Origin of the sequence: Wolbachia endosymbiont (group A) of Beris morrisii (assembly GCF_964028185.1) — a bacterium.
Lineage (GTDB): Bacteria > Pseudomonadota > Alphaproteobacteria > Rickettsiales > Anaplasmataceae > Wolbachia.
This window is the reverse complement of the sequence record NZ_OZ034760.1, coordinates 843,129-865,218: the sequence shown is the minus strand read 5'-3', so window position 1 is coordinate 865,218 and position 22,090 is coordinate 843,129. Positions and strand designations below refer to the sequence as shown.

Annotated in this window: 24 protein-coding genes; 12 read left to right on the top strand and 12 right to left on the bottom strand. The window is 35.5% G+C overall.

Annotated elements, in window-relative coordinates; translation table 11 throughout:
• Positions 1–23 precede the first annotated feature (23 nt).
• Entirely contained in the window at positions 24–2,531 is a 2,508-nt protein-coding gene (locus ABWU69_RS04400) for a hypothetical protein (RefSeq protein ID WP_265034366.1), read from the top strand.
• Positions 2,532–2,564: 33 nt separating this feature from the next.
• On the opposite strand, the gene ABWU69_RS04395 is transcribed toward ABWU69_RS04400, so the two are convergent.
• The 3 genes from ABWU69_RS04395 to ABWU69_RS04385 form a co-directional block, all read right to left on the bottom strand.
• The gene (locus ABWU69_RS04395) at positions 2,565–2,702 is read right to left on the bottom strand and encodes a hypothetical protein (protein WP_265034365.1); all 138 of its coding nucleotides are present in this window, start codon (positions 2,700–2,702) and stop codon (positions 2,565–2,567) included.
• Between the two features lie 75 nt (positions 2,703–2,777).
• Positions 2,778–5,117: a phenylalanine--tRNA ligase subunit beta gene (gene pheT / locus ABWU69_RS04390; RefSeq protein ID WP_265034364.1), complete on the bottom strand. Its 2,340-nt coding sequence runs from the start codon at positions 5,115–5,117 to the stop codon at positions 2,778–2,780.
• A 114-nt stretch (positions 5,118–5,231) separates the two neighbouring features.
• Entirely contained in the window at positions 5,232–5,519 is a 288-nt protein-coding gene (locus tag ABWU69_RS04385; protein WP_265034363.1) for a hypothetical protein, read from the bottom strand.
• A gap of 235 nt (positions 5,520–5,754) precedes the next feature.
• On the opposite strand from ABWU69_RS04385, the gene ABWU69_RS04380 reads away from it, so the two are divergent.
• The 6 genes from ABWU69_RS04380 to ABWU69_RS04355 are packed head-to-tail and all read left to right on the top strand — an operon-like array spanning position 5,755 to position 10,404.
• Positions 5,755–6,480, top strand: a complete 726-nt coding sequence (locus ABWU69_RS04380) for a F0F1 ATP synthase subunit A (RefSeq protein WP_265026587.1) — start codon at positions 5,755–5,757, stop codon at positions 6,478–6,480.
• A gap of 60 nt (positions 6,481–6,540) precedes the next feature.
• On the top strand, positions 6,541–6,768 hold the full coding sequence (locus ABWU69_RS04375; RefSeq protein WP_265026588.1) for a F0F1 ATP synthase subunit C: 228 nt from the start codon (positions 6,541–6,543) through the stop codon (positions 6,766–6,768).
• Between the two features lie 3 nt (positions 6,769–6,771).
• Positions 6,772–7,251 (top strand): hypothetical protein, encoded by a 480-nt coding sequence (locus tag ABWU69_RS04370; protein WP_265034362.1) that lies wholly within the window; start codon positions 6,772–6,774, stop codon positions 7,249–7,251.
• An 8-nt stretch (positions 7,252–7,259) separates the two neighbouring features.
• Positions 7,260–7,736 (top strand): hypothetical protein, encoded by a 477-nt coding sequence (locus ABWU69_RS04365; RefSeq protein WP_265034361.1) that lies wholly within the window; start codon positions 7,260–7,262, stop codon positions 7,734–7,736.
• A gap of 14 nt (positions 7,737–7,750) precedes the next feature.
• A complete protein-coding gene (locus tag ABWU69_RS04360; protein WP_353285429.1) occupies positions 7,751–9,349 on the top strand; it encodes a glycosyltransferase family 2 protein in 1,599 nt (532 codons plus the stop codon).
• Positions 9,331–10,404 (top strand): COX15/CtaA family protein, encoded by a 1,074-nt coding sequence (locus ABWU69_RS04355; protein WP_265034359.1) that lies wholly within the window; start codon positions 9,331–9,333, stop codon positions 10,402–10,404. The genes ABWU69_RS04360 and ABWU69_RS04355 overlap by 19 nt, the downstream gene beginning before the upstream one ends.
• Here ABWU69_RS04355 and ABWU69_RS04350 read toward each other — a convergent pair.
• Complete coding sequence (locus ABWU69_RS04350) at positions 10,387–12,366, bottom strand: acetyl-CoA carboxylase biotin carboxylase subunit (protein WP_265034358.1); 1,980 nt, start codon at positions 12,364–12,366, stop codon at positions 10,387–10,389. The two genes, ABWU69_RS04355 and ABWU69_RS04350, sit on opposite strands and share 18 nt — an antisense overlap.
• Positions 12,367–12,435: 69 nt before the next feature.
• Positions 12,436–13,191, bottom strand: a complete 756-nt coding sequence (locus tag ABWU69_RS04345) for an ankyrin repeat domain-containing protein (RefSeq protein WP_265034357.1) — start codon at positions 13,189–13,191, stop codon at positions 12,436–12,438.
• Positions 13,192–13,341: 150 nt separating this feature from the next.
• Between ABWU69_RS04345 and gltX the strand changes: the two genes are divergently transcribed.
• Positions 13,342–14,703, top strand: coding sequence for a glutamate--tRNA ligase (gene gltX, locus ABWU69_RS04340; RefSeq protein ID WP_265034356.1), 1,362 nt, complete (start codon positions 13,342–13,344; stop codon positions 14,701–14,703).
• A 489-nt stretch (positions 14,704–15,192) separates the two neighbouring features.
• Here gltX and ABWU69_RS04335 read toward each other — a convergent pair whose 3' ends face one another.
• Positions 15,193–15,357: a hypothetical protein gene (locus ABWU69_RS04335; RefSeq protein WP_353284999.1), complete on the bottom strand. Its 165-nt coding sequence runs from the start codon at positions 15,355–15,357 to the stop codon at positions 15,193–15,195.
• A 33-nt stretch (positions 15,358–15,390) separates the two neighbouring features.
• Between ABWU69_RS04335 and ABWU69_RS04330 the strand changes: the two genes are divergently transcribed.
• Genes ABWU69_RS04330 through ABWU69_RS04320 form a run of 3 tightly spaced genes read left to right on the top strand, consistent with a single transcriptional unit; the run spans position 15,391 to position 16,498 of the window.
• Positions 15,391–15,984 carry a transposase gene (locus tag ABWU69_RS04330; RefSeq protein WP_353284976.1) on the top strand — a complete coding sequence of 198 codons (594 nt, stop codon included), beginning with the start codon at positions 15,391–15,393 and terminating at the stop codon, positions 15,982–15,984.
• Positions 15,926–16,339 (top strand): transposase, encoded by a 414-nt coding sequence (locus ABWU69_RS04325; protein WP_353284975.1) that lies wholly within the window; start codon positions 15,926–15,928, stop codon positions 16,337–16,339. The genes ABWU69_RS04330 and ABWU69_RS04325 overlap by 59 nt, the downstream gene beginning before the upstream one ends.
• Positions 16,340–16,366: 27 nt before the next feature.
• Complete coding sequence (locus ABWU69_RS04320; RefSeq protein ID WP_353284998.1) at positions 16,367–16,498, top strand: WPE palindromic element domain-containing protein; 132 nt, start codon at positions 16,367–16,369, stop codon at positions 16,496–16,498.
• Positions 16,499–16,572: 74 nt separating this feature from the next.
• Here ABWU69_RS04320 and ABWU69_RS08060 read toward each other — a convergent pair whose 3' ends face one another.
• From ABWU69_RS08060 to ABWU69_RS08040, 5 genes are all read right to left on the bottom strand, one after another.
• Positions 16,573–16,758 carry a hypothetical protein gene (locus tag ABWU69_RS08060; protein WP_410541705.1) on the bottom strand — a complete coding sequence of 62 codons (186 nt, stop codon included), beginning with the start codon at positions 16,756–16,758 and terminating at the stop codon, positions 16,573–16,575.
• A gap of 106 nt (positions 16,759–16,864) precedes the next feature.
• Positions 16,865–16,999 carry a hypothetical protein gene (locus tag ABWU69_RS08055; protein ID WP_341812854.1) on the bottom strand — a complete coding sequence of 45 codons (135 nt, stop codon included), beginning with the start codon at positions 16,997–16,999 and terminating at the stop codon, positions 16,865–16,867.
• Positions 16,953–17,141 carry a hypothetical protein gene (locus tag ABWU69_RS08050; RefSeq protein WP_265034355.1) on the bottom strand — a complete coding sequence of 63 codons (189 nt, stop codon included), beginning with the start codon at positions 17,139–17,141 and terminating at the stop codon, positions 16,953–16,955. Before ABWU69_RS08050 ends, ABWU69_RS08055 begins: the two co-directional genes overlap by 47 nt.
• Complete coding sequence (locus tag ABWU69_RS08045) at positions 17,138–17,272, bottom strand: hypothetical protein (protein ID WP_341812854.1); 135 nt, start codon at positions 17,270–17,272, stop codon at positions 17,138–17,140. The genes ABWU69_RS08050 and ABWU69_RS08045 overlap by 4 nt, the downstream gene beginning before the upstream one ends.
• Positions 17,226–17,414, bottom strand: a complete 189-nt coding sequence (locus tag ABWU69_RS08040) for a hypothetical protein (protein ID WP_265035735.1) — start codon at positions 17,412–17,414, stop codon at positions 17,226–17,228. Before ABWU69_RS08040 ends, ABWU69_RS08045 begins: the two co-directional genes overlap by 47 nt.
• A gap of 192 nt (positions 17,415–17,606) precedes the next feature.
• On the opposite strand from ABWU69_RS08040, the gene sdhA reads away from it, so the two are divergent.
• Positions 17,607–19,406 carry a succinate dehydrogenase flavoprotein subunit gene (sdhA, locus tag ABWU69_RS04295; RefSeq protein ID WP_265034354.1) on the top strand — a complete coding sequence of 600 codons (1,800 nt, stop codon included), beginning with the start codon at positions 17,607–17,609 and terminating at the stop codon, positions 19,404–19,406.
• Here sdhA and ABWU69_RS04290 read toward each other — a convergent pair.
• On the bottom strand, positions 19,378–21,963 hold the full coding sequence (locus tag ABWU69_RS04290) for an ankyrin repeat domain-containing protein (RefSeq protein WP_353284996.1): 2,586 nt from the start codon (positions 21,961–21,963) through the stop codon (positions 19,378–19,380). The two genes, sdhA and ABWU69_RS04290, sit on opposite strands and share 29 nt — an antisense overlap.
• Positions 21,964–22,090: the final 127 nt, after the last annotated feature.

Genomic DNA, 22,090 nt, shown 5'->3' with positions numbered 1-22,090 from the left:
AAGTACTTGGATAAGGTTATGGTATGAATGCTGTTGCAGATGATTATGAAGAAGTTGTTAACAATAGTGGTAATTTAGGTAAAGTAGAATCTACTTCCAATGTTACTTTGGAAGAGGAAGAAGAGTTTTTTGATGCTTTAGAGGAACAAGATTGGTTAATTAGTAATATCACACAGAAATCTACTGACACTTCGGAAGGACAAGAGCCGTTAGCTAATTTTAACGTTCCACTCAGTATATTTCATTATAAAGATTATAACTCTGATTTTTTTACTTCTTGGTATAACGTATCAAGTAGAATATTTAAAGAGATAAACCAAGCTTGCCCGGAGAAAAAAGTATTAAATTTAGCACTATCGGTTTTAATGTTTCCTTATATAGTTTTTACTGCGTTAGGATTAGCCGTATATAATAAATTAAAAACAAATGATAAGACACAAATCAGCTCAGAGGAAAATAAAACAAAAAAAGTAAGTGAAAGTACAACAAAAAGATTAGCATATGGTGTTCTTGCTGCAGTAGCGATTCTTGTTAGTATACCTATACTTCTACTCTTGCTTATTCCTGCAACACCCGCCTTAGCTACTTTTTATCTTTTAAATAGAAAATTATCTCATTCTTTGATTGATGTTCTTAAAGTGAGTAGTGGGTCATATCAGAAAAAACACCAAAATATTGAGGTATCTTTTCGTGAAATAGATGCTGGTAAGTCAGACATTAAGTGGGATATGGAAGTTAAGTTTCCACCGCAATTTAAACAACTACTTAGAGATTTATACGAAGATCCAGAACACAATGCTGTACTAAAATTGTCAGCTAATATCCACTTAAAAAACGGTCTCGTGCCTTTGCGTGATGAGATCAGGAGTGTGCTTGCAACTTCAATTCAAGGATTCGCGAAAACTATGGAAGAGCTGATAAAGCTAGAAAAGAAAGATATTACATACGATAAGCTGAAGGAGTTGTTGAACGAATTCAGACTGGAAGTGGTGAATAGTGTAGGTCCTAAGTTGACGAGTCACTTAATACAAAATGCTTATCAAGTTGCCTTTATACAAGCAATTAAATTTGCACAAGAAAGAAAAGGAGATTTTTCAGAAGATGTGCTAAGAGATATATTAGTGAAACAAGAGTTGGAGAGCCAAGGTAAGGAATTACCAAGCAAAGAAACAGCAGAAGCTTCACGTAAAGCTGAAGAGATGATAAAAGAGTTAGAAAGAATGGGAGAAGAAAGGTATGGGAAGATACGTGAAGAATTAAAAGAGATATACGAAAATAGAAAGAATAGTGGCCTGAAAGATGATGCCTTAAAAAGGAAGTTAGAAGACCTTTTTAAATTTGAATATAATGATCAGAAGGTTGAGCAAAAGCTAATAGAATCAAGAATAAGAAAAGCTAAAGTTGTGTTAAATCAATCAGATTTAACAATTGATATAAGACAAAGTTTACTTGATGAATTCTATAATTTAAATGTGAATGTGTGTTCTCATCACGAAGTAAATCTCTTGCTAGAAAAAATGCATTCAGAAATAACAAAATGTGGAATTCAAGGGTTATTTAAAGAGCAAGAGAAGAGTATAAAGAATATAGAAGATAATACTGGCATATTCAATGAAGAAGATGAAAAACGTCTAGTAAACAAGATTGTTTCCTATCGGAAGAAAATTGGAGAATGTTTAACGCAACCTGCGAAATTGAAGGAAATAATAGAAAAGCAGAATAAGAATTTGGATGTTAAGAAAAATAGTAAAGAAAAGGAATCTTCAAGTATGGAGTTAATAGAGTTATGTTTGAAAAATAACCAAGAAATTCTGGAAGCATTAGAACAATTAGAGTTAAAAAAAGAAAGATTATTGATAAATGAAAAAGCAACAAATGATTACAGAGAAGAACTAGAATCTCGTGAAAAAATAAAATTTGCAATAATAGAAGATAAGTTGTTGGAGGTGCTTAAGCAAGAAACTTTTAATGAAAAAGAAATCAAGAAATTATTCGAGAAAGCAGAACTTGAGTACTGTTTAGCAGAAAGATGCATCAAATATCCTGTAATTAAAACAAAAGATAATATCAAACATTTTAGTCAAAATTTATTGTCTCCTTTGATAGATAGGTTGGTGGAAAATATAATAAATAATGTGCCAAAAAATGATAAGAGTTCACTTTTGCAACCTGTGAAATCTTTTTGGACATGTTGGGGGTATATTAAAACAGGCCTTGTCGTTGCAATACATGGGGATGAGAGTACAGAAGGAAAAGCGTTAGATGTAGCACACACCTCTTATAAGGAAGGAGAGACATTTCTTCAACATTTCGAGTCAAGTTATGAGAAAGCTGGGGCTTTTTTAGGTGATTTATTTTCTGATGAAGGAGAAACATTTAAAAATGATGTATGGCCTAAAATAGAAGAGCATTTGCATGGAATGTGGGATAGATTTTTTAAGGATGTTGAATTCACGTTGGTTAAGAGTAGATTAGATGAGGTAAGCTTGGCACAGCAAGGATCTGTTCAGCAGAGTGGCAAAATAAGGTAGACGAGAAAAGACAACTATAGGAACAAATGGGTGTCATGCCAGTGCGTGACACTGGCATCCAGTCCTTTCGCGCAGTTCCATCAAAAACGTTGTAAAGGCTTTCGTGTTTACCAACTTAGTGCCCAATCTGGATCCCAGTGTCAAGCACTGGGATGACAAGAAAGGGAGCACTGGAATTTTTGTTTCAATATTTGTATATTAGCCATGCATCTGAACAGATACACAGCAAGAAACTATGATTGTGGCTCAATGATGAGTTCTCAAAGTTCCTCCGGTATTTTCATATACTAAATTAACTATAGCACTTGATTCTTTTTGGATCTCTTTTTCAGTTAAAGTGTGGATTGGAGAGCAGAAAGTAACTGACAATGCTATAGACATCTTATTCGGTTCTATATTATTTCCATGGTATACGTCAAATACTAAAACTTCTGTGATGAGCTCTGAGCTTTTTTTTACCACATTGATTATGTTACCTACTTTCACATCCTTATTTACAATAAATGCAAAATCACGTTTTACACTTTGGTATTTATAGTCGATAAATTTCTTTCTACTTGCAGGTAAATTTTCAATATTTTCTAGTATTACCTCAAAACCTACAACTTTTTGCTTGATATCAAAAAAATCCAGTATACTCGGATGCAGTTCTCCAAAATAACCTGCTACTTTATTCTTAAAAGAGAGAGTGCCTGACTTTCTTGGGTGGTAATATTCTTTTTCTGCTCTTTCTATCGTTAAATTATCACAATTGACGTTAAAAAACTCCAAAGCTGCTATGCAATCAGCCTTTGCGTCAAAAACATCTACTTTCCTATCAGTATTATAATGGTTTCTCGGCAAATTATTTCCTGTTCTTATTCCACTTAAAACATGTTTAGACTGAGCTCCACCATCGTAAATCGGCCCAATTTCGAAGATTGCAAGATCAGATATTCCATGGGCAATATTATCAGCAGTGACTTGCAATAAATTTGGTATGATACTTGGTCTCATTATATTGAAGTTGTTATTAAATGGGTTATCGATGATAAATAACTTATTCGAGTAACCAAATTTTTCAGCTGTTGATTCACTCATAAACGACCAGGTTAGCACTTCATGAAACCCTCTGTTTGTCATCAAAATACGCAAATTGTCGTATGTACTATCTACTTCTTCAACATTATTTGGTAGTGGTTCTTCTTTTATTTTGTCATAGCCGTATATCCTTGTTACTTCTTCAATTAGGTCAGCAGGTATTGTCACGTCCGATCTCCAGCTTGGTACTTGTACATTCCAACTGCCTTCGGTTTTTTTATCAATACTAAACCCTAGTTTCGTTAAGATATCGAACACTTCATCAGGCGATACAGACACACTTCCAAACTTGTTCACATCCTGATAATCAAAGCTCACCTTGGTGTCAGTCCTATCTAAGCTGCCAGCAGACACTACGCTTGAGGTTTCTCCACCACATAAGTCCAAAATCATTTTAGCTGCAAGATTGAGTCCCTCAAGGGTAAATCCAGGATCAACTGAACGTGCAAATCTGTAACTAGCGTCTGTGGAGATATTCATCTGCCTTGCAGATTTAGCGATAGATATAGGGTCAAACCAAGCAGACTCTAAAAAGATATCAGTAGTTTCAAGAGTACATTCACTGCACTTACCACCCATAATTCCAGCAACTCCATGAATATTTTTATCACCTGCAATAACGCTTGTGTCCGTGTTTAATAAGTATTCTTTACCGTTCAAACCAGCAAATTTTTCTCCGTCATTTGCTTTGCGTACTGTGAGCTCTCCTTCTATTTTTTTTGCATCATACGCGTGCATTGGGCGGCTGAAAGATATCATAATATAGTTCGTGATATCAACTATTGCAGAAATGGAGCGCATTCCTATCGATTCCAGCCTATCTTTTAACCATTTTGGGCTTTCTTGATTTTTTACATTGGCGATGTATATTCCACTAATAAAACTTTCCCCGTCAGTAACTTCAACATCGATTGGTGAATTTATGGAGCTGGTAAGTTGTGGAATGCTTAAAGTCTTTAATGTCCCAATTCCAGTTGCAGCAAGGTCGCGAGCTATTCCATAAATGCCTAAGCAATCTCCACGGTTTGGAGTAACATTTATATCAATTACAGGGTCACAATTGAAAAATTTATCCCCTATTTTATAATCATCAGAAAGCTCGATTATTCCTTCACTTTTCTCTTGAACCAGCGCAAGTTCAGAAGCAGAGCAGAGCATCCCTTCACTTAGCACTCCTCGTATTTTTGTGGGCTTGATTGTGAAATCACTTTCTGGCAATGTGCTACCAAGAGATGCAAGCACAGTTTTCATACCTTCTCTAACATTGTTTGCTCCGCAAACTATTTGTAGAATTTTACTCCCATCATTTACTTTACATAATTTTAATTTATCAGCATTTGGATGCTGTATCACCTCTAATACTTCTGCAACAACAAACCCAGCTAATTTGGCATTATCAATAATATCTTCTACTTCTAACCCTATATGAGTTAATTTATCGGTAATTTCTTCTAAACTAGCATTGGTTTCTAAATACTCCAGTAACCAAGATAACGTGAATTTCATCGATCTAACAAGAAACAAAAAAGTTATTGTAATATAAAATGCGGTGCTTTTAAAGTTTGTTGTAGTAAATGGCTCCCATATTGCAAGAAACAATAAAAAAGCCTACTTACGTAATTATATACCTTTCTTAAGAGAAAGTATCTTTTCCATATCACCTTCTAAGTTTACTTCCATGAAATACTGAAGATTAACCTTATGGTCATCATGGTGAAAATGACAAACATAGCCGCCAACGGTTAGTGGTCCTAACGTGTTATGATTTTCATCTAATACTTGACCTATCATTCCATAACCACCGGTATTCTCATCAAAATAACCGTCAGTGAATCTAATATATCCACTACCAAATTCTTGCTCTAAGTTTAAAGGATGATTAGTGTTAATAAAATCTATTTCGTTCATAATAATACCTCACTAAAAATTAAATTATAATTAAAATAAGATGTTAAGTCAAGATATTGAATAATTTAATAAGATTGGTAAATTTTAAAACACAGCGCTGGCTATAATTGGCATTCTAATTACATATTTTGTTAACATGCTAATGCTATAATGATACAGAGCCCCACATAATCTTAACCCTTGACTTTGTCCTATAAAATTCATACTTTATTTACTGTTGATAATTCAGATTAAAATGGCATTAAATCCGCTGGAGCAGTTTAAAGTATATACGGTAATAGAGTTACCTAGGTTATTTGGGTATGACGTAAGCTTTACCAATTCATCTTTTTTCACGATGATTTCGGTGATATTGGTGATACTCTTTTTGCTTTTTGGAATAAAGAAGGGGTCAGTAATACCAGGATATTTGCAAGCTGCAGTTGAATATGTATATGATTTTGTTGTTTCAATAATAGAAAATAACACTGGAAGCAAAGGCTTGCAGCACATTCCATTGATATTCACAGTATTTATTTTCATTTTATCATGTAATTTGGTTGGTATTCTTCCTTATAGTTTCACGGTCACAAGTCATGTGATAGTCACCTTCGCTTTATCGATGGTAGTTTTTACTTATATAACGATTGTTGGATTTAAAGAAAGGGGAGTAGAATTTTTACGCATATTGCTACCAAAAGGAACTCCTTTGTGGCTTGCACCCATGATGATTTTTATTGAGTTATTTGCTTACCTGGCAAGGCCTATAAGCTTATCAATAAGGCTTGCTGCAAACATGATTGCAGGTCATACAATTATCAAAGTAATAGCAGGGTTTATCGTAAACATGAACGTGGTTCTAACCCCTATACCATTTTTATTTATAATCGCATTAATAGGGTTTGAAGTGTTTGTTGCAATTCTACAAGCTTATATATTCACCTCTTTAACATGTGTATATTTATCAGATGCAGTAAAATAATTGACTTCCCTACAGGATATTTTATAATTAATACTGTAAAGAAATAGTTAAAGGTAATATATGGATTTAGAAGCTTTAAAATTTGTAGCGATTGGTTTTTCTATATTTGGAATGCTCGGAGCAGCTTTGGGTGTGGCAAATATATTTTCTACTATGTTAAATGGGCTTGCAAGAAACCCTGAATCAGAAGATAAAATGAAAAAATATGTCTATACAGGAGCAGCTTTAGTTGAAGCAATGGGATTATTTGCGTTTCTACTTGCGCTATTGTTAATATTTGTTGCTTGACATATGCCACAACTTGATGTTTCAACTTTCTTTTCTCAAGTTTTTTGGTTTTTAATTTTTTTCTCTTCACTTTTTTTCGTAGTAAGTTGTTTATTTTTGCCAAAGTTAGATGAAATAATAAGCACTAGAAGTAAAGAAGTATTGGATTCTTTTAGTAGTTCTGTTCATCTTTTAAGACTTACGGAAGATCAGATTGCCAAGTATAATGCCGCTTTAAACCAAGCTAGAATACAGGCAAAAAGGATCATAGATGATGCACTTGCTCAGGTAGAAGAAATGAGAGCTAATGTTAAGAGTATATTAGAAGAGGAAGACAAAAAAAAGAGCAAGCTTATTGAAGAAAAAGTGGCAGAATTTAAATCTGAATATACTGATCAGTTAAAACAAATGGCTACTAGTATTGCTTTAATTTATTATACTAAATTGACTAATTCTGAAATTGAAGAGAAATTTATTGCTGACTTGGTGTCCAAAGAGTTTTAGGAGTTTTTATGTCTGCATCACTGATTATCGGTCTTGCCTTCTTGGTAGGCCTTGTTCTTTCGTATAAATTGCTGAAGAAAGTGATAAAAAATGCGCTTAACAATAAGCGTAACAAAAGCAGATTTTCAAGTGAAGAAACTGAAAAATTCAGAAAAGATATGTTAGAGTATTACAAAAAATCTTCTGAAAAATACAAAAAATTAGATGCAGAAGTTAATAAAATGATGAATGAAGCACTTGATAAAGCTAATAGTATCATTAAGCACAATAGACAGCAGCTGGATCAGACGTTAGATGACAATGCCCATTCTAATTTGAAGAAAGTCACTGACCAAGTTGAAAAAGCTCTTGGAGATTTACAGGCTAACACAACAAATATAGCTGCTGATGCTGTAAAAAAAATAATGCATGAACGTAAAGATGATAAGCGTAGTAGCGAGGTCATATCTTCATTTTCACGTAACTTAAATAAAAAATTGCATTAGGTTTAATGCAACAATTGCCTATACTTCAAGCTGATAATGTAGAAAAAATTAAGTTTGATTCTAGTTTGTGCAAAGAGCCAGAGAAACTTTTTTACTATAAATTTAATATAATTCCTTGGCAAAAATTAAATGATACTACTTTTTTTATGGTTGAAGACACAAGCCGAGATGTCAACCGTTGGGTCGAAGCTCATTACGGTATTGACTATGTATTAATAAAAGTGGATAGCGAACAGATTTTAAATCTTCTTAACTCGCACTTTGGTATTTCAGAATTTGCAAGCAACTACTTATATTACAAGAATCCTAATTTTTCAGCTAAAAGCATTAAACTAAGCTCAATATTTTTTGCTTCTTTCTTTATTGTAACTTCAATTTTAACACTAACAGAGAAATATACATATTTTGCTTTGATGTTGATATTTATAATCGGCTGTTCTAGTTATTTATTCAAGTTTATAGCTACAATTTTTAACTTATGTGAAACCTCCAACCAAAAAGTGGATTATAGTAAGCTGAATGAAGAAGATTTTCCTATATATACTATTTTATTGCCTGCTTTTAAAGAAAGTGCAGTGATAGAGCAATTGATCGAAAGCATTGAAAGTTTGGATTATCCAAAATCAAAATTAGATGTGAAGCTTCAGGTAGAAAGTGATGACCAGGAAACGCTAGCAGCTATAGAAAAGTATACTTTACCGGAGTATTTTGAAGTAATAAAAGTGCCTCATTCTTTGCCTAGAACAAAAGCCAAGTCATGCAATTATGCTATGAGCTTTGCTAGAGGAAAGTATGCAGTAATATATGATGCGGATGATAAACCAGACCCATTGCAGTTAAAAAAAGCACTGATTGAATTTAATAAGGGCGACGATAAGTTAGCCTGTGTACAGGCGAAATTAAATTACTATAATTGTGATTATAATTTTCTCACAAAATCCTTTTCTCTGGAGTATATGAACTGGTTTCAATACTTATTGCCTGGATTCCAAAAAATGAACATGCCAATGCCTTTGGGTGGTAGCAGTAATCATTTTTCAGTAAAAATTCTAAAAAAAGTGTTTTTCTGGGATGCTTATAGTGTTACCGAAGATGCTGACCTCGGTTTGAGACTTGCGCAAATGGGCTATAAAACCAGGATGATTGACTCAGAAACATTGGAAGAGTCACCAATTGCTGTATTTGCTTGGATTAAGCAAAGAGCGCGCTGGATCAAAGGCTATATGCAAACTTATATTGTTCATTTAAAAAATATAAAGTCACTTTATAAACACACTGGATTTAAGGGAATTTTGCTATTGAATCTTTTTGTTGGCTCTGCAGCTTTTATATTTTTTACTACTCCATTTTTACTGCTTTCATTGGTATTAACTAAAGTTTTAAATGAATTATTTTTGTACTACTTTTTAGTGGTATACGTTACTAACCTGATTCTTTTGGTAATAGCTGTCAAACAGCAAAAGATGCCTTTTTATTTTTATATAGTATCGATATTTTTTCCGGTCTATAGTCTGCTACATAGTGTTGCAGCTTTTCTTGCCTTGTGGGAATTTATTCTTTACCCTGAGCGATGGAACAAAACTCAGCATGGTTTATGGAATCAAAACCTGTAGCTATTTGGCTTTTTCTCTGCTGTATCATGGTAATTCTCATGGTGGGGATTGGTGGATTTACCAGACTTTCAAAAGCAGGATTGTCAATCACGGAGTGGAAACCCATTACTGGAACATTACCACCACTGAGTGAACAAGACTGGCTACAAGAAAAATTAAAATACGAAGCTACACCTGAATATAAAGCACTTAACTATGGTATGAGTATAGAGGAGTTTCGCGCTATATACTTAATAGAATATGTACACAGATTGGTTGCAAGACTAACAGGTTTAGTTTTTGTCCTGCCATTTATATATTTTACATTAAGAAGAAAAATATCTAAAAAGGTAGTAATAAGGCTATTGATAGTCTTATTATTTGGAGCGCTGCAAGCTTTTGCTGGTTGGTATATGGTAAAAAGCGGCTTGGTAGCCAAGCCTCATGTTAGCCACTATAGGCTCGCACTTCACTTATTATTAGCATTAGTTATTTTTGCACTATTATCGTATCAATTTTTTGATTATCAGCCAGCGTCACGTACGCAACTGCACGAACATTGCGATATAAGAGTAACTTTCACCAAGAAAGATGTCATCCCAGTGCGTGACACTGAGATGACAGGATTTCAATCTACTAACAGTAGTATATATTACACAATACTTATTCTGATTCTAATTGTAATACAAATAATTTTCGGTGCGTTTGTTGCGGGATTAAATGCTGGTTTAATTTACAATACCTTTCCACTAATGGACGGACAAATCGTTCCAGAAGATTTATTTTTCTTACACCCTATATGGCTGAATATCTTTGAGAACAGAGTGACAGTGCAATTTATACATCGAGCACTGGCATTGCTAATACTAGCTTTGGTAGTAATACTCACAGTAAAAAATGCTAGCGTAAAACCGGTATATATTATGCTGCTCTCCGTTATCATTCAGATCATTTTGGGTGTAATTACTCTATTATTGCATATACCAATAGCCATTGCCATAGCTCATCAAGTGTTTTCATTTATCTTGTTTGGGTCAAGTTTATACTTCTTGTGTTATTTAAGAAAGCAGAGCTAATACTACATCACCAATCTGCACATTTTTTCCTTCTTGAACGGGAATATTTTTTATCACCATTGCTGCTTCAGCACATATAATATTTTCCATTTTCATTGCCTCCACCACAAATAAAGGTTGTCCTATTTCCACCTGATCTCCTGTATTTACGTGCAACTTAACTAATAAGCCAGATATTGGGGATTTTACAGCATCTACTGAAATCCCTTCTGTTTCATTATTTAGCATTAACTTACTTAATTCAGCTACATGAGGTTTAAATATACAACACTCAGCTTTCATGCCTGCATGTCTTATGAAGTATTTGCTGCCTTGTTTTTCTACTTTAAGTGTTATATCGGTATCATCGTTAATCGTGATGTTTAGCAACCTATAACTTGATTTCCACTTGCCTACTACAGAGTATGTATTGTGGTTATATACTGTTGTTAATATATTATCTTGGTACTTTGCGTTTACAGAGTACTTATTGTCATTTATTACAACTACAAGCGTTTCATTCACTGCTTTATGATGGTACTTTTCTTCGTTTTCTAAATAAACATATAACGAAACAAAAATAAATACTTTTATATATTCTTCTGTAACAAAATCGCCGTGAAACCCACTAGGGTAATGGTCTGGAATGAATCTCGTGTGGAGCTTTGCTGCAATAAAATTTGGGTGATGGGAGATGGATTCTAGAAATTCTATATTATTTGTTACTCCTTCTATATAACATTCAGACAATGCTTTTTGCATTCTGCTGATCGCTTCTACTCTATCTTTTCCATATGTTATCACTTTTGCAATCATTGAGTCATAGAATGTGCTAATTTCTGAACCTGCGGCAACTCCATCATCTATTCTTATATAATCATTTCCATTGGGTTGGTCGTAATATTTTATTCTTCCACTGGAGGGGAAAAATTTCTTCGATGGGTCTTCAGCGCAAATTCTACTTTCTATTGCAGAACCAGTAAGTTTAATATCATCCTGATTGAATCTCAATTTTTCTCCACAGGAAGTTCTAATCATTTCTTCTACTATGTCTATTCCAGTTATAAATTCTGTTACTGGATGCTCAACTTGTAATCTCGTATTTACCTCAAGAAAATAGAAGTTTTGGTCTTTATCTACAACAAACTCAACAGTACCTGCTGAAAAATAGCCAACTTGCTTTGCTAAAGAAACACATTGGGCATACATTTTTTGTCTTACTTCTTCACTAATGAATGGACTTGGCGTTTCTTCTATTATTTTCTGATTATTCCTTTGTATCGAGCATTCTCTTTCTCCAAGACAAACTATATTGCCATATTTATCTGCTATGATTTGTATTTCAATATGTCTTGGTAACTCTATATATTTCTCTATAAAGATACTGCCATCCTTAAAACTTTTCTCTGCTTCATTTGTTGCTGATGTGAACGCTAGTTCAATTTCTTTTTTGGAATTTACAATTCGCATTCCTTTGCCACCACCACCTGATGCAGCTTTGAGCATAACGGGAAAACCGACCTCTTCAGCAACTTGAGCTGCGTGGGCAGCATCGCTGATCTTACCCATATATCCTGGCACTACATTCACTCCAGCTTTTTTTGCCGCTTCTTTTGCTGTTATTTTGTTGGCTGTAACTTCTATTGTTTCTGCACTGGGGCCGATGAAGTCTATATTATGTTTTTGAAGAGCACGTGGAAAATCTGGATTTTCTGCTAAAAAACCATAGCCAGGATGAACTGCCTCAGCACCTGTTTCAACTGCTACCTCACATATTTTTTCAATGTTTAAATAACTGAGACAAGATGGCGAAGGGCCAATGTACCTTGACTCATCTGCTTGTCTTACATGCACAGAATTTACATCTGCATCCGAATATACGCATACACAAGATATACCCATCTTATGGGCAGTTCTGATAATCCTGCAGGCAATTTCCCCTCTGTTTGCTATTAAAATCTTACTGTACTTCTTTTCCGTCATCTTATGAGTATACTTTCTTAAGTTAAGAAAGTAAATTTCTATATCATTGCCTGCAAGTAATTTTAATCTTCATGCTGGAGCTAAACCACCTGAACTCTGCATAACATTAACTTCCGCTAAAGTGCTTTCGTTATGCAAGGCATGTATCTCGTTACATGCCTTAACTGACAGGTATGTGACTCCGCCAGAAGCTATTGCAACCATCGAGCTTAGTGCAAAAGTCTGAGAAGATAGATACAGAAAATATAAAGATAAGCACAAGGCAGCAATACACGCTATAGCCCCTACTATATATAAACACAGGTGAAACTTCTGGTTACATATAAAGCTGTCTTTTATGCCTGCGATTTGCTTAATTTCTTTCTGTTGTGCAGCATTTAAGTAATAAAGAGGAGTTTCCCTCTTCTTATTAAAAGCATAGCCTTTACTGCAGAGCGCATCTTTAATATATTTTTTATTACATTTGAGTTCCTCTTTCAATCTGCTTACTTCTTTCCGATCTCCAGCTTCTTCTGCTTTCGTAATTTTGTTATCAGCTTCCGTCTCTAAGTCATTCACAATCTCTTGTACTGCAGGCAGCAAAATTCCACTTCTTGCTGCTTCATGAAATGGATTATCTCCATATTCATTATGCGCAGTTACAGAAGCAATGTTCTTCTTACAAATGTCTACAAATTTACCTTTGTTTTGTATTCTTGCAGCTAAATGCAGGAGATTATCTGCCTGTACTCTTTGTTTTGTTTTATCAAAAGGGCCGGTGTAACGCCAATTGATATTAGCTTCATTATCTGAAAGCAATTTTGCTATATCTACAAGTCCATCCATAACTCACCTCGCTATATTCAACCAATACTAAATTATACAACACAATTTATGAAAAATAAATAAAATTTTATCTCTCAGAATAAATAAATTCTAAATTGTTACAAACATAAATTTTAGCTATCATCATTTATATTACTGTAACGGACAAATATGCCAGGTATAGTCACGAGATTCGCTCCATCACCCACAGGGTTTTTGCATATTGGAGGGGCCCGCACTGCGTTATTTAATTGGCTCTATGCAAAGCATCATGGTGGCAAGTTTTTGCTGAGAATTGAAGACACCGACAGAAAACGTTCAACGCAAGAAGCAATTGATGCAATTATAGAAGGGCTAAGATGGCTCGGTATGAGCTATGATGGGGAAATAGTATATCAGTCAAAAAGAATAGAGCGGCACATTGAAGTAGCAAACCTTTTAGTTGAGAGGGGTAGGGCGTATCACTGTTATTGCCCTGAAGATGAAGTTACAGAAAAGAAGACAAAAGCAAGAGAAGAAGGAAAAATATACAAGCATAAATGTACTAGTGTGACATCAAACGTAAAGCCTGTTGTCCGCTTTAAAGTGCCAGACTCGCAAGAGATCGTCATTGATGATAAAATATACGGCCAAATCAAAGTAAATAGCGAGCAGCTTGATGATATAGTGATCTTACGCTCTGACAACACTCCAACATATATTTTTGCCGTGGTAGTTGACGATCATGATGCTGGAATAACCGATATTATACGTGGTTCTGACCATCTCACTAATACCTTTAAACAGTTGCTAATATACCAGGCTCTTGATTTTGACATTCCACGTTTTGCACATGTGCCGCTTATTCATGGGGAAGATGGAAATAAGCTATCCAAAAGGCACGGTGCAACAAGTGTTTGCGACTACGAGAAAATGGGAATATTGCCAAAAGCGATGCGTAATTACCTACTGAGGCTTGGTTGGAGCCATGGTAATGATGAGATTATTAGCGATGAGCAAGCAATAGAGTGGTTTAATTTAGAAAGCATTGGTCGTTCACCTGCACGGCTCGATTTCAAAAAACTGGAGCATTTGAATAACCACTATATTAGTAATATGAGCAATGAAGATATTCTGGCTCTAATACTTGGAGAAAATACTCTAACTGACAAGAAAAAGAACTATTTATTACAGGGGCTAACGGAACTAAAAAAAAGAGCAAATTACCTGGCTGAACTGCTGGATTTAGCACAGTTTTATATAAGAGATCCGCCGCTTGATTTAAGTGAAGAGGCTGAGCAAATTGTCAAATCTAACCTCGATATAATCAAGTTACTCGCGTCATTTCTGTCAAAGATCGGTGATGAAGACTGGAATAAGGGTTTTTTATCTTCTCAGATCAAGGAATTTGCAAAATTGCACGATATGAAAATAAGCGATGTATACCACTCATTACGTGCTCCCATAACCGGAGTAATGGATGCACCTGGAATCATCGATATCATGGTGATTCTTGGTAAAGACGAGTGTATAAGAAGGTTACAAGCAATTTAAATGAAATAAGAAAATTTCTTGACAAGCTTTGCCAGCCCCTTTATCATGACAGTGAAGCTATTGTATTTGCTTTCGCCAATCTGCAGATTAAAAGGTAAGGATTACTTAATGTATCGGCGTCTTATGTTCAATTTTTTGCAGTATATAGATACTGTATGTCTTTACAAAACTTCATCTACATCTAGATTTTTATCTAAATAAGCTGAACGCGCTTACAAAGCGTTACAAGACATCAAAAAATGCCAATACTCGACAAAGATAGTAAAAGACTAGCTAACTCGGGGATTCTTTGTCTTTTTTTCTGCTTGGTAAATTTCTTAAACATTTGCAGCGTAGGTTAGTTGCAATTAAAAGCAGCTGAATTTCGCTTGTCAAGCGTTTAAAACATAAAAAACGCCAATATTTTAAAGCGGATAATAACCACGGGGCTTCTTTTGCCTTTTTTTTCGTTTGGTAAATTTCTTAATATTTACAGCTAAACGACAACCGTCATCCCGCAGCGGGATCTATGCTTTGAGATACCGCGAATGAATCCATAACTGTACGAACATTGTGATTTTGGCCCATCAGGAGGGTGTCATCCCAGTGCTTGACACTGGGATGGCTTTGTTGCATAGCAACCGAAAAAATCTGGTGGCTACTGACAAAATTCATTATAAATAACCATTTAACTGTTGAAGAAAAAATATGCCACAGAAAATGAAAGTCAGTAACCAAAACGAATATAACAAATTCCTTGAAAAAAGGGGAAATATTTTTCGTTACATCGATGAAGCTATCGAAAATTGGTATGAAAATAGTCCAAAAATGCAGGGCGGCAACTATATTTACAGTGATAAAGTCGTAATTTTGGTGCATATAATTGTCAATCTTTTTAGAATTGGTTTAAGACAAACGGTGGGGTTTATAAAAGGATATCTGCAACAAATAGGAAAAAAATTGGCAGTTATCAGCTATTCACAAGCATCAAGAAGGTTTAAAAAACTTAATATTAAGATAAATGATTGCAGGGTTGATAAAAGCAACATGGAAAATATTGAAATTATCATAGATAGCACAAGTATCAGCATTTACAGTAACACTCCTGGCCACAGTAAGGAAAACAGTGCAGATAGAAAGTACCGAAGCTACGAGCAAGTAAGAAAGTTACATGTTATGTTAAGTGTGAATAGTAAAAAAGCTATAGCTGCAAGATACAGTAATGGCGTCTACTCTGACCACTATGGAGCTTGCGATTTGCTTGAAGAAGTTAATTTTCAGCACAAAATTATATGCAGATAGGGCATACGATAGGCACAAACTTTATAAATTGTGTAAGAAATACGATATAAAGACAAAAGTTCTACCAAAAAAGGATGCAGCAGAACATTCAAAAATAGATTATATGTCTGACAGAAATGCTGCTATTAGGTTAATAAAATTATATGGACAAGATGGTGTAAAAGAGTGGAAAAAGGAAGCAATTTATGGAAAGAGATCTTACATAGAAGGATTTTTCTCAAGGTTGAAGCAAGTATTTGGATTTAGCTTTAGGAATAAATCTGAAGTAAATCGTGAAAAAGAATTACTAATTAAGTGCTATTTGCTCAACAAATTCACTGATATTGGTATGGCTAAATTTGAAATCATTACATAAATTTGTCGTAAACCATCACTGCTTAAGGTGCTATGCAACAAAGCCCACTGGGATCCAGAAAACCTAACTTTAAATAAGTGGCTGCATAATAAAGACTGGATTCCAGTGTCAAGCACTGGAATGACACCATCACAGAGTGAACCAGTGTCAGCTACTTGAATTTGCCACCTGCTAATTACAATGTTCGTACAGCTTTGTGTCAAGCACTGGGATGACAGCTAGCCTGATAACCGTCATCCCGCAGCGGGATCTATGCTTTGAGATACCGCGAATGAATCCATAACTGTACGAACATTGTGATTTTGGCCCATCAGGAGGGTGTCATCCCAGTGCTTGACACTGGGATCCAGAAAACCTAACTTTAAATAAGTGGCTGCATAATAAAGACTGGATTCCAGTGTCAAGCACTGGAATGACACCATCACAGAGTGAACCAGTGTCAGCTACTTGAATTTGCCACCTGCTAATTACAATGTTCGTACAGCTTTGTGTCAAGCACTGGGATGACAGCTAGCCTGACAACCGTCATCCCGCAGCGGGATCTATGCTTTGAGATACCGCGAATGAATCCATAACTGTACGAACATTGTGATTTTGGCCCATCAGGAGGGTGTCATCCCAGTGCTTGACACTGGGATCCAGTTTTCCATATAATCTCATCGAAAACGTTGTAACCACTTTCTATGCTAGTTTGCTTGTAAACAAGCAAACTTTCCTGGATCCCAGTGTCTGGGCACTGGGATGACACCATTCTTTTTCCTGGATTCCAAACTGGGATGACAGCTAGCCTGATAACCGTCATCCCGCAGCGGGATCTATGCTTTGAGATACCGCGAATGAATCCATAACTGTACGAACATTGTGATTTTGGCCCATCAGGAGGGTGTCATCCCAGTGCTTGACACTGGGATCCAGTTTTCCATATAATCTCATCGAAAACGTTGTAACCACTTTCTATGCTAGTTTGCTTGTAAACAAGCAAACTTTCCTGGATCCCAGTGTCTGGGCACTGGGATGACACCATTCTTTTTCCTGGATTCCAAACTGGGATGACAGCTAGCCTGACAATCGTCATCCCGCTGCTTGTTAGCGGGATCTAGAGATACCGTGACGGTATAGTAATTCGTCATTCCCCTACGTGTTAGCGGCTAAGATACCGCGAATGAATCGCGGTATGACGGTTCGCGGTGGTATAGCTATAGAAAACTTGTATAGATTTTTTCTACTTCTGTGATATCATAAGCCCGTAATGATAAAATAAGTAAATATGGATAAGTCAGCGTATGAGATCATAGAACATGAGTATGATGTGGTAGTAGTAGGTGCAGGTGGAGCAGGGCTCAGAGCAACGCTTGGGATGGCTGCAACTAATTTTTCAGTTGCCTGCATTTCTAAAATTTTCCCTACACGAAGTCATACAGTTGCAGCACAAGGCGGAATTAGTGCAGCTTTAGGTAATATCGGTGAAGACGATTGGCGCTGGCATGCATATGACACAATAAAAGGTTCAGACTGGCTTGGTGATCAAGATGCAATAGAATATATGTGTAAAAACGCTGCTAAAGCTGTTATTGAACTTGAAAATTTTGGCGTACCTTTTTCTCGTACAGAAGATGGCAAAATATACCAGCGCTCTTTTGGTGGAATGACAACTCACTTTGGTAAAGGAAAATCAGCTCAACGCACTTGTGCGGCAGCAGACAAAACTGGGCACGCAATCCTTCACACTCTATATCAGCAGTGTCTTAAATTCAACGCTGAGTTTTTTGTTGAATACTTTGTGATTGATTTAATTATGGATAGCGAAACATGCTGCGGAGTTCTTGCTTGGTCGCTATGCGACGGTACATTACATAGATTTCGTGCGCATAGAGTGGTGCTAGCAACAGGTGGATATGGACGTGTTTATTTCTCTGCAACAAGTGCGCATACCTGCACAGGTGATGGTAATGGCATGGTAGTAAGGGCTGGATTACCACTTGAAGATATGGAATTTGTACAATTTCATCCAACAGGAATATATGGCTCAGGGTGCTTGATGACAGAAGGGTGCCGTGGCGAAGGGGGATATCTCGTTAATTCTCAGGGCGAAAAGTTTATGGAACGTTACGCACCAAAAGCAAAAGATTTAGCTTCTCGTGATGTGGTAAGTCGCGCAATAACAATTGAAATTAGAGAGGGAAGGGGAGTTGGACCGAAAAAAGATTACATGTATTTAACTATAGCACATCTTGATCCGGAAGTAATAAAACTCAGATTGCCGGGCATTAGCGAAACCGCAAGAACTTTTGCTGGAGTTGATGTCACTAAAGATCCAATACCGGTCATTCCGACTGTTCACTATAACATGGGTGGCATTCCAACCAATTATTATGGAGAAGTGATCACGCTGAAGCAAGGTAAGGAAGAAGTGGTAGATGGACTATTTGCAATTGGAGAAGCTGCGTGTGTCTCTGTGCACGGTGCAAATCGACTTGGTTCTAACTCGCTTCTTGATCTTGTGGTTTTTGGCAGAGCTGCAGCGCTCAGAGCAAAAGAGAAACTAAAATCCTGTACACCACATAAAAAATTGAGCTCAGATTGTACAGATTGGATAATAGATAGGTTTAATAAAATGCGATTTGCTTCTGGGAAGCTCAAAGTAGCAAAAATACGCAGCGAAATGCAGCACACTATGCAAAAGTACGCATCAGTGTTCCGTGTTGCTGAAGTTTTAGAAGAAGGTAAAAAAGCTATAAAAAAGGTAGCAAAAATGATGCCTGATATTTCACTTGAGGATCGCAGTATGATGTGGAACAGTGATTTAGTTGAAGCGCTGGAGCTTGCTAACATGATCCCACAAGCGGTTATTACCATGGAATGCGCAGCCAATCGAAAGGAAAGCAGAGGTGCACATGCTCGTGAAGACTTTCCTGAACGTGATGACAAAAACTGGATGAAGCACACTATAGCGTGGCTTGAAGAAAAGAAAGGGCAAATTAACGTAAAAATTGACTACAAAAAAGTTGCTGAAAAAACTCTGAGCGGTGAGATTGATTTCATAGCGCCAGAGAAGAGGGTTTATTAGTCAGCCCATCTAGCTTATTTATGAATTGACGTAGTATTGATATATCGCTCATTTTGGTAGCTGGATTTTCTGCACATTCTGATTGATTTGATGATTTTTGCACCTCTTGCTCTTCTAAATCGTTGGACTTATTTTCTATATCTTTAACAGAGTTATTGCATTGTGTATCATTTTTTGGTGCGTTATCTTGAAGTGTAAGTTGCTTTTCTTCAGTAAACTTTCCTTTAATTTTTCCAAATCCTTCATAAATATTTTCTAAATTCAAGTAAATAAGATAACAAACTCCAATAACTGCTATAATAGATGAGGCAGTTGCAATTGTAATAATTCCTTGAGAAGCACTGAATATTGCTGCACAGGCTAAAGCAGCAAATACAAGCGTTGTCACTGCTTTACAAGCAACATTATTGATGTACTTCACAATATCGCGTGCTTTTAACTTCTTGCCAAAATTGCACTTCAGTTCAGTTCTCATATCATCTGGAATAAGCGCTCTACCCGTTGGTTTCTCTATTCCTTTTATAGTTTTATAATACTCTTTGCTCCATAATCTTTCGGGTAGTATTAACTGCTTTGGATCAACACCATTTTGCAATAATTTTACACAGAACTTGATCGTGTTATCACGGCTCTTAGGATTGACCAAATTATGTTTATCTTTTGTCGTCTTAGTAATTAACGCTACTTGTAGTGGTGTTCGTTCTTTTTCGTTAGTGGCGTTTGCAGCTTTACTAAATTTCTCTTTTTCCACCGAATTTAAAATCAACTCTAAACATGTAACTTTTTGTTCTCCTTTGAATGAAGCAATATAGTGCAGAGCATTTTTTTCATCTTTATCTTGCACAGTAATATCTGCACCATTTTGTAGAAATAACTCTAAGGCTTTATACCTCTTTGTTTTTTCAAATTTTCTATCTGTACATGATCGATCCTCATTCTTTTCTTTTATATGCTGAAGCAGCTGATGAAGAGGTGTTTGTTCTTCCTTGTTAGTAGTATTTACAGCATTACTAAATCCATCTTTATCTGAAATCAACTTCAAACATGCAACTTTTTGTTCTCCTTTGAATGAAGCAATATAGTGCAGAGCATTTTTTTCATCTTTATCTTGCACAGTAATATCTGCACCGTTTTTTAGCAATAGTTCTAGGGTTTCATACCTTTTAGTTTTTTCAAATTCCTTAAGTGATCGGTTCTCACTCTTCTCTTGTATGCGCTGGAGTACCAGATGGAGCGGTGTTTGCCCTTCTTTTTTATCATTTACAGCTTTTATAAATTGTTCTTTTTGGCCTGCTTCTAGCAATATATTGAGAAGTTCAAGTTTTTGTTTTGTTTCAGGTTTAACAATCAAGTGTAAAGCATTGTTACCATCTGTGTCTTTAAGGCTAATATCCGCCCCTTTTTCCAATAGTTCTTTAAAAAGTTTTTTATCACTATTTTTAATTACTGGATGTAATAGATAATTATCATTACTATCTGGAGTATTTATGGTATGTGGTATAATTTCTTTAATTTTTGCTTCTGTATTGATTCTTATTTCTGGCTTTAATTTAGATTTCTTTCCTTGCTCTGCTAATTTTTCTAAGAAATTACGATAGTATGTCTTTTGCTCTTCTTTTAAGTCTTGTAATTTTTTTGTAGATAATCCTAAATTATCAGAGCTGGCTCCATGCTCTAACAATTTTGTAAGAAACTTAAGTGTGTTATCGTTACTTCGAATTGTATTAGACTCATGTTTTTCTTTTGTTATCTTGTCAATTAGTGCCACCTGAAGAGGAGTTTTTTCGTCCTGATTTTCACTATCAACAAGTTGTGCTAAATCTTCCTCGGTGAACGTTTTTATTAGGGTACCTAGAAACTTGCATTTCTGTTTCTTTTCCAACGACGCGATAAGGTGTAAAATATTTTTCCCTTCTTCAGCTTTTATGCTGCTAATATCTGCGCAACCTTTTAGATATTTTTTAAATTTCCTGTTATTTCCATTTTTGATCGCTTTTAGTAATAGAGCATTGCTATTTGTTATTTCGTTGCTTTTCTCTACTTCTTGATCTTCATTTGCTGTATTAGGGTTACTGATTGAATGTTTCTCATAATCATCACCAGCATCGCTACTGTAGTCACTTTCAATTCCACTGTCCCTACGATCATTTTGGTTACAATATTTGCTATTATAAGTAATTTCTGAAATTGCTTGCTTTACTCGCTCTTTTGTTTCATTTGATATTTTTTTCGGTCGTTCTATTGCTTTATCTAGCACTGGAAGGAAGCATTGGACATAATACCTATAATATTTTTCTTGTTCTCTAAGTGATTCTTCTAATTTAGTTAATACTTCAGGACTAGCATCTTTCTCAAATAACCTTTTACACTTCTTGAGGGTTCCATCTTGACCTCTTGGTTTTTCACGCTTGTGTTCTTCTTTTTTTACCTTTCTCTCTATAGTGCAGTGCAATTGCTCGTCTTTTCTATCCTGCTCTCGCTCTTGCTTTTTATTTTTATCTATGCATTCACCTAATTTATCTGCATTAGTAGTTAGTGCAGTTATATCTATACCCATACTAAAACCTCAATATTAAAAGCTATTTAAGTTGTCAGCACTAAACTAACAACCAAGAAGTTTGACTTTTAATTTGAGCTAAACGTTGTATATGTGATCAAAATATAGGTGGAAAGGCAGAAAACTA

Bases quoted from the DNA above. Each gene is read 5' to 3' on its own strand.
- gltX (WP_265034356.1), top strand. From the start codon at position 13,342: ATGCCAGGTATAGTCACGAGATTCGCTCCATCACCCACAGGGTTTTTG.
- ABWU69_RS04370 (WP_265034362.1), top strand. From the start codon at position 6,772: ATGCCACAACTTGATGTTTCAACTTTCTTTTCTCAAGTTTTTTGGTTT.
- ABWU69_RS04400 (WP_265034366.1), top strand. From the start codon at position 24: ATGAATGCTGTTGCAGATGATTATGAAGAAGTTGTTAACAATAGTGGT.
- ABWU69_RS04375 (WP_265026588.1), top strand. From the start codon at position 6,541: ATGGATTTAGAAGCTTTAAAATTTGTAGCGATTGGTTTTTCTATATTT.
- ABWU69_RS08040 (WP_265035735.1), bottom strand. From the start codon at position 17,414: ATGACGATTGTCAGGCTAGCTGTCATCCCAGTTTGGAATCCAGGAAAA.
- ABWU69_RS04290 (WP_353284996.1), bottom strand. From the start codon at position 21,963: ATGGGTATAGATATAACTGCACTAACTACTAATGCAGATAAATTAGGT.
- ABWU69_RS08055 (WP_341812854.1), bottom strand. From the start codon at position 16,999: ATGAGATTATATGGAAAACTGGATCCCAGTGTCAAGCACTGGGATGAC.
- ABWU69_RS04335 (WP_353284999.1), bottom strand. From the start codon at position 15,357: ATGAATTTTGTCAGTAGCCACCAGATTTTTTCGGTTGCTATGCAACAA.
- ABWU69_RS04385 (WP_265034363.1), bottom strand. From the start codon at position 5,519: ATGAACGAAATAGATTTTATTAACACTAATCATCCTTTAAACTTAGAG.
- ABWU69_RS04330 (WP_353284976.1), top strand. From the start codon at position 15,391: ATGCCACAGAAAATGAAAGTCAGTAACCAAAACGAATATAACAAATTC.
- ABWU69_RS04365 (WP_265034361.1), top strand. From the start codon at position 7,260: ATGTCTGCATCACTGATTATCGGTCTTGCCTTCTTGGTAGGCCTTGTT.
- sdhA (WP_265034354.1), top strand. From the start codon at position 17,607: ATGGATAAGTCAGCGTATGAGATCATAGAACATGAGTATGATGTGGTA.
- ABWU69_RS04380 (WP_265026587.1), top strand. From the start codon at position 5,755: ATGGCATTAAATCCGCTGGAGCAGTTTAAAGTATATACGGTAATAGAG.
- ABWU69_RS08045 (WP_341812854.1), bottom strand. From the start codon at position 17,272: ATGAGATTATATGGAAAACTGGATCCCAGTGTCAAGCACTGGGATGAC.
- ABWU69_RS04345 (WP_265034357.1), bottom strand. From the start codon at position 13,191: ATGGATGGACTTGTAGATATAGCAAAATTGCTTTCAGATAATGAAGCT.
- ABWU69_RS04325 (WP_353284975.1), top strand. From the start codon at position 15,926: ATGGAGCTTGCGATTTGCTTGAAGAAGTTAATTTTCAGCACAAAATTA.
- ABWU69_RS04355 (WP_265034359.1), top strand. From the start codon at position 9,331: ATGGAATCAAAACCTGTAGCTATTTGGCTTTTTCTCTGCTGTATCATG.
- pheT (WP_265034364.1), bottom strand. From the start codon at position 5,117: ATGAAATTCACGTTATCTTGGTTACTGGAGTATTTAGAAACCAATGCT.
- ABWU69_RS04350 (WP_265034358.1), bottom strand. From the start codon at position 12,366: ATGACGGAAAAGAAGTACAGTAAGATTTTAATAGCAAACAGAGGGGAA.
- ABWU69_RS08050 (WP_265034355.1), bottom strand. From the start codon at position 17,141: ATGACGGTTATCAGGCTAGCTGTCATCCCAGTTTGGAATCCAGGAAAA.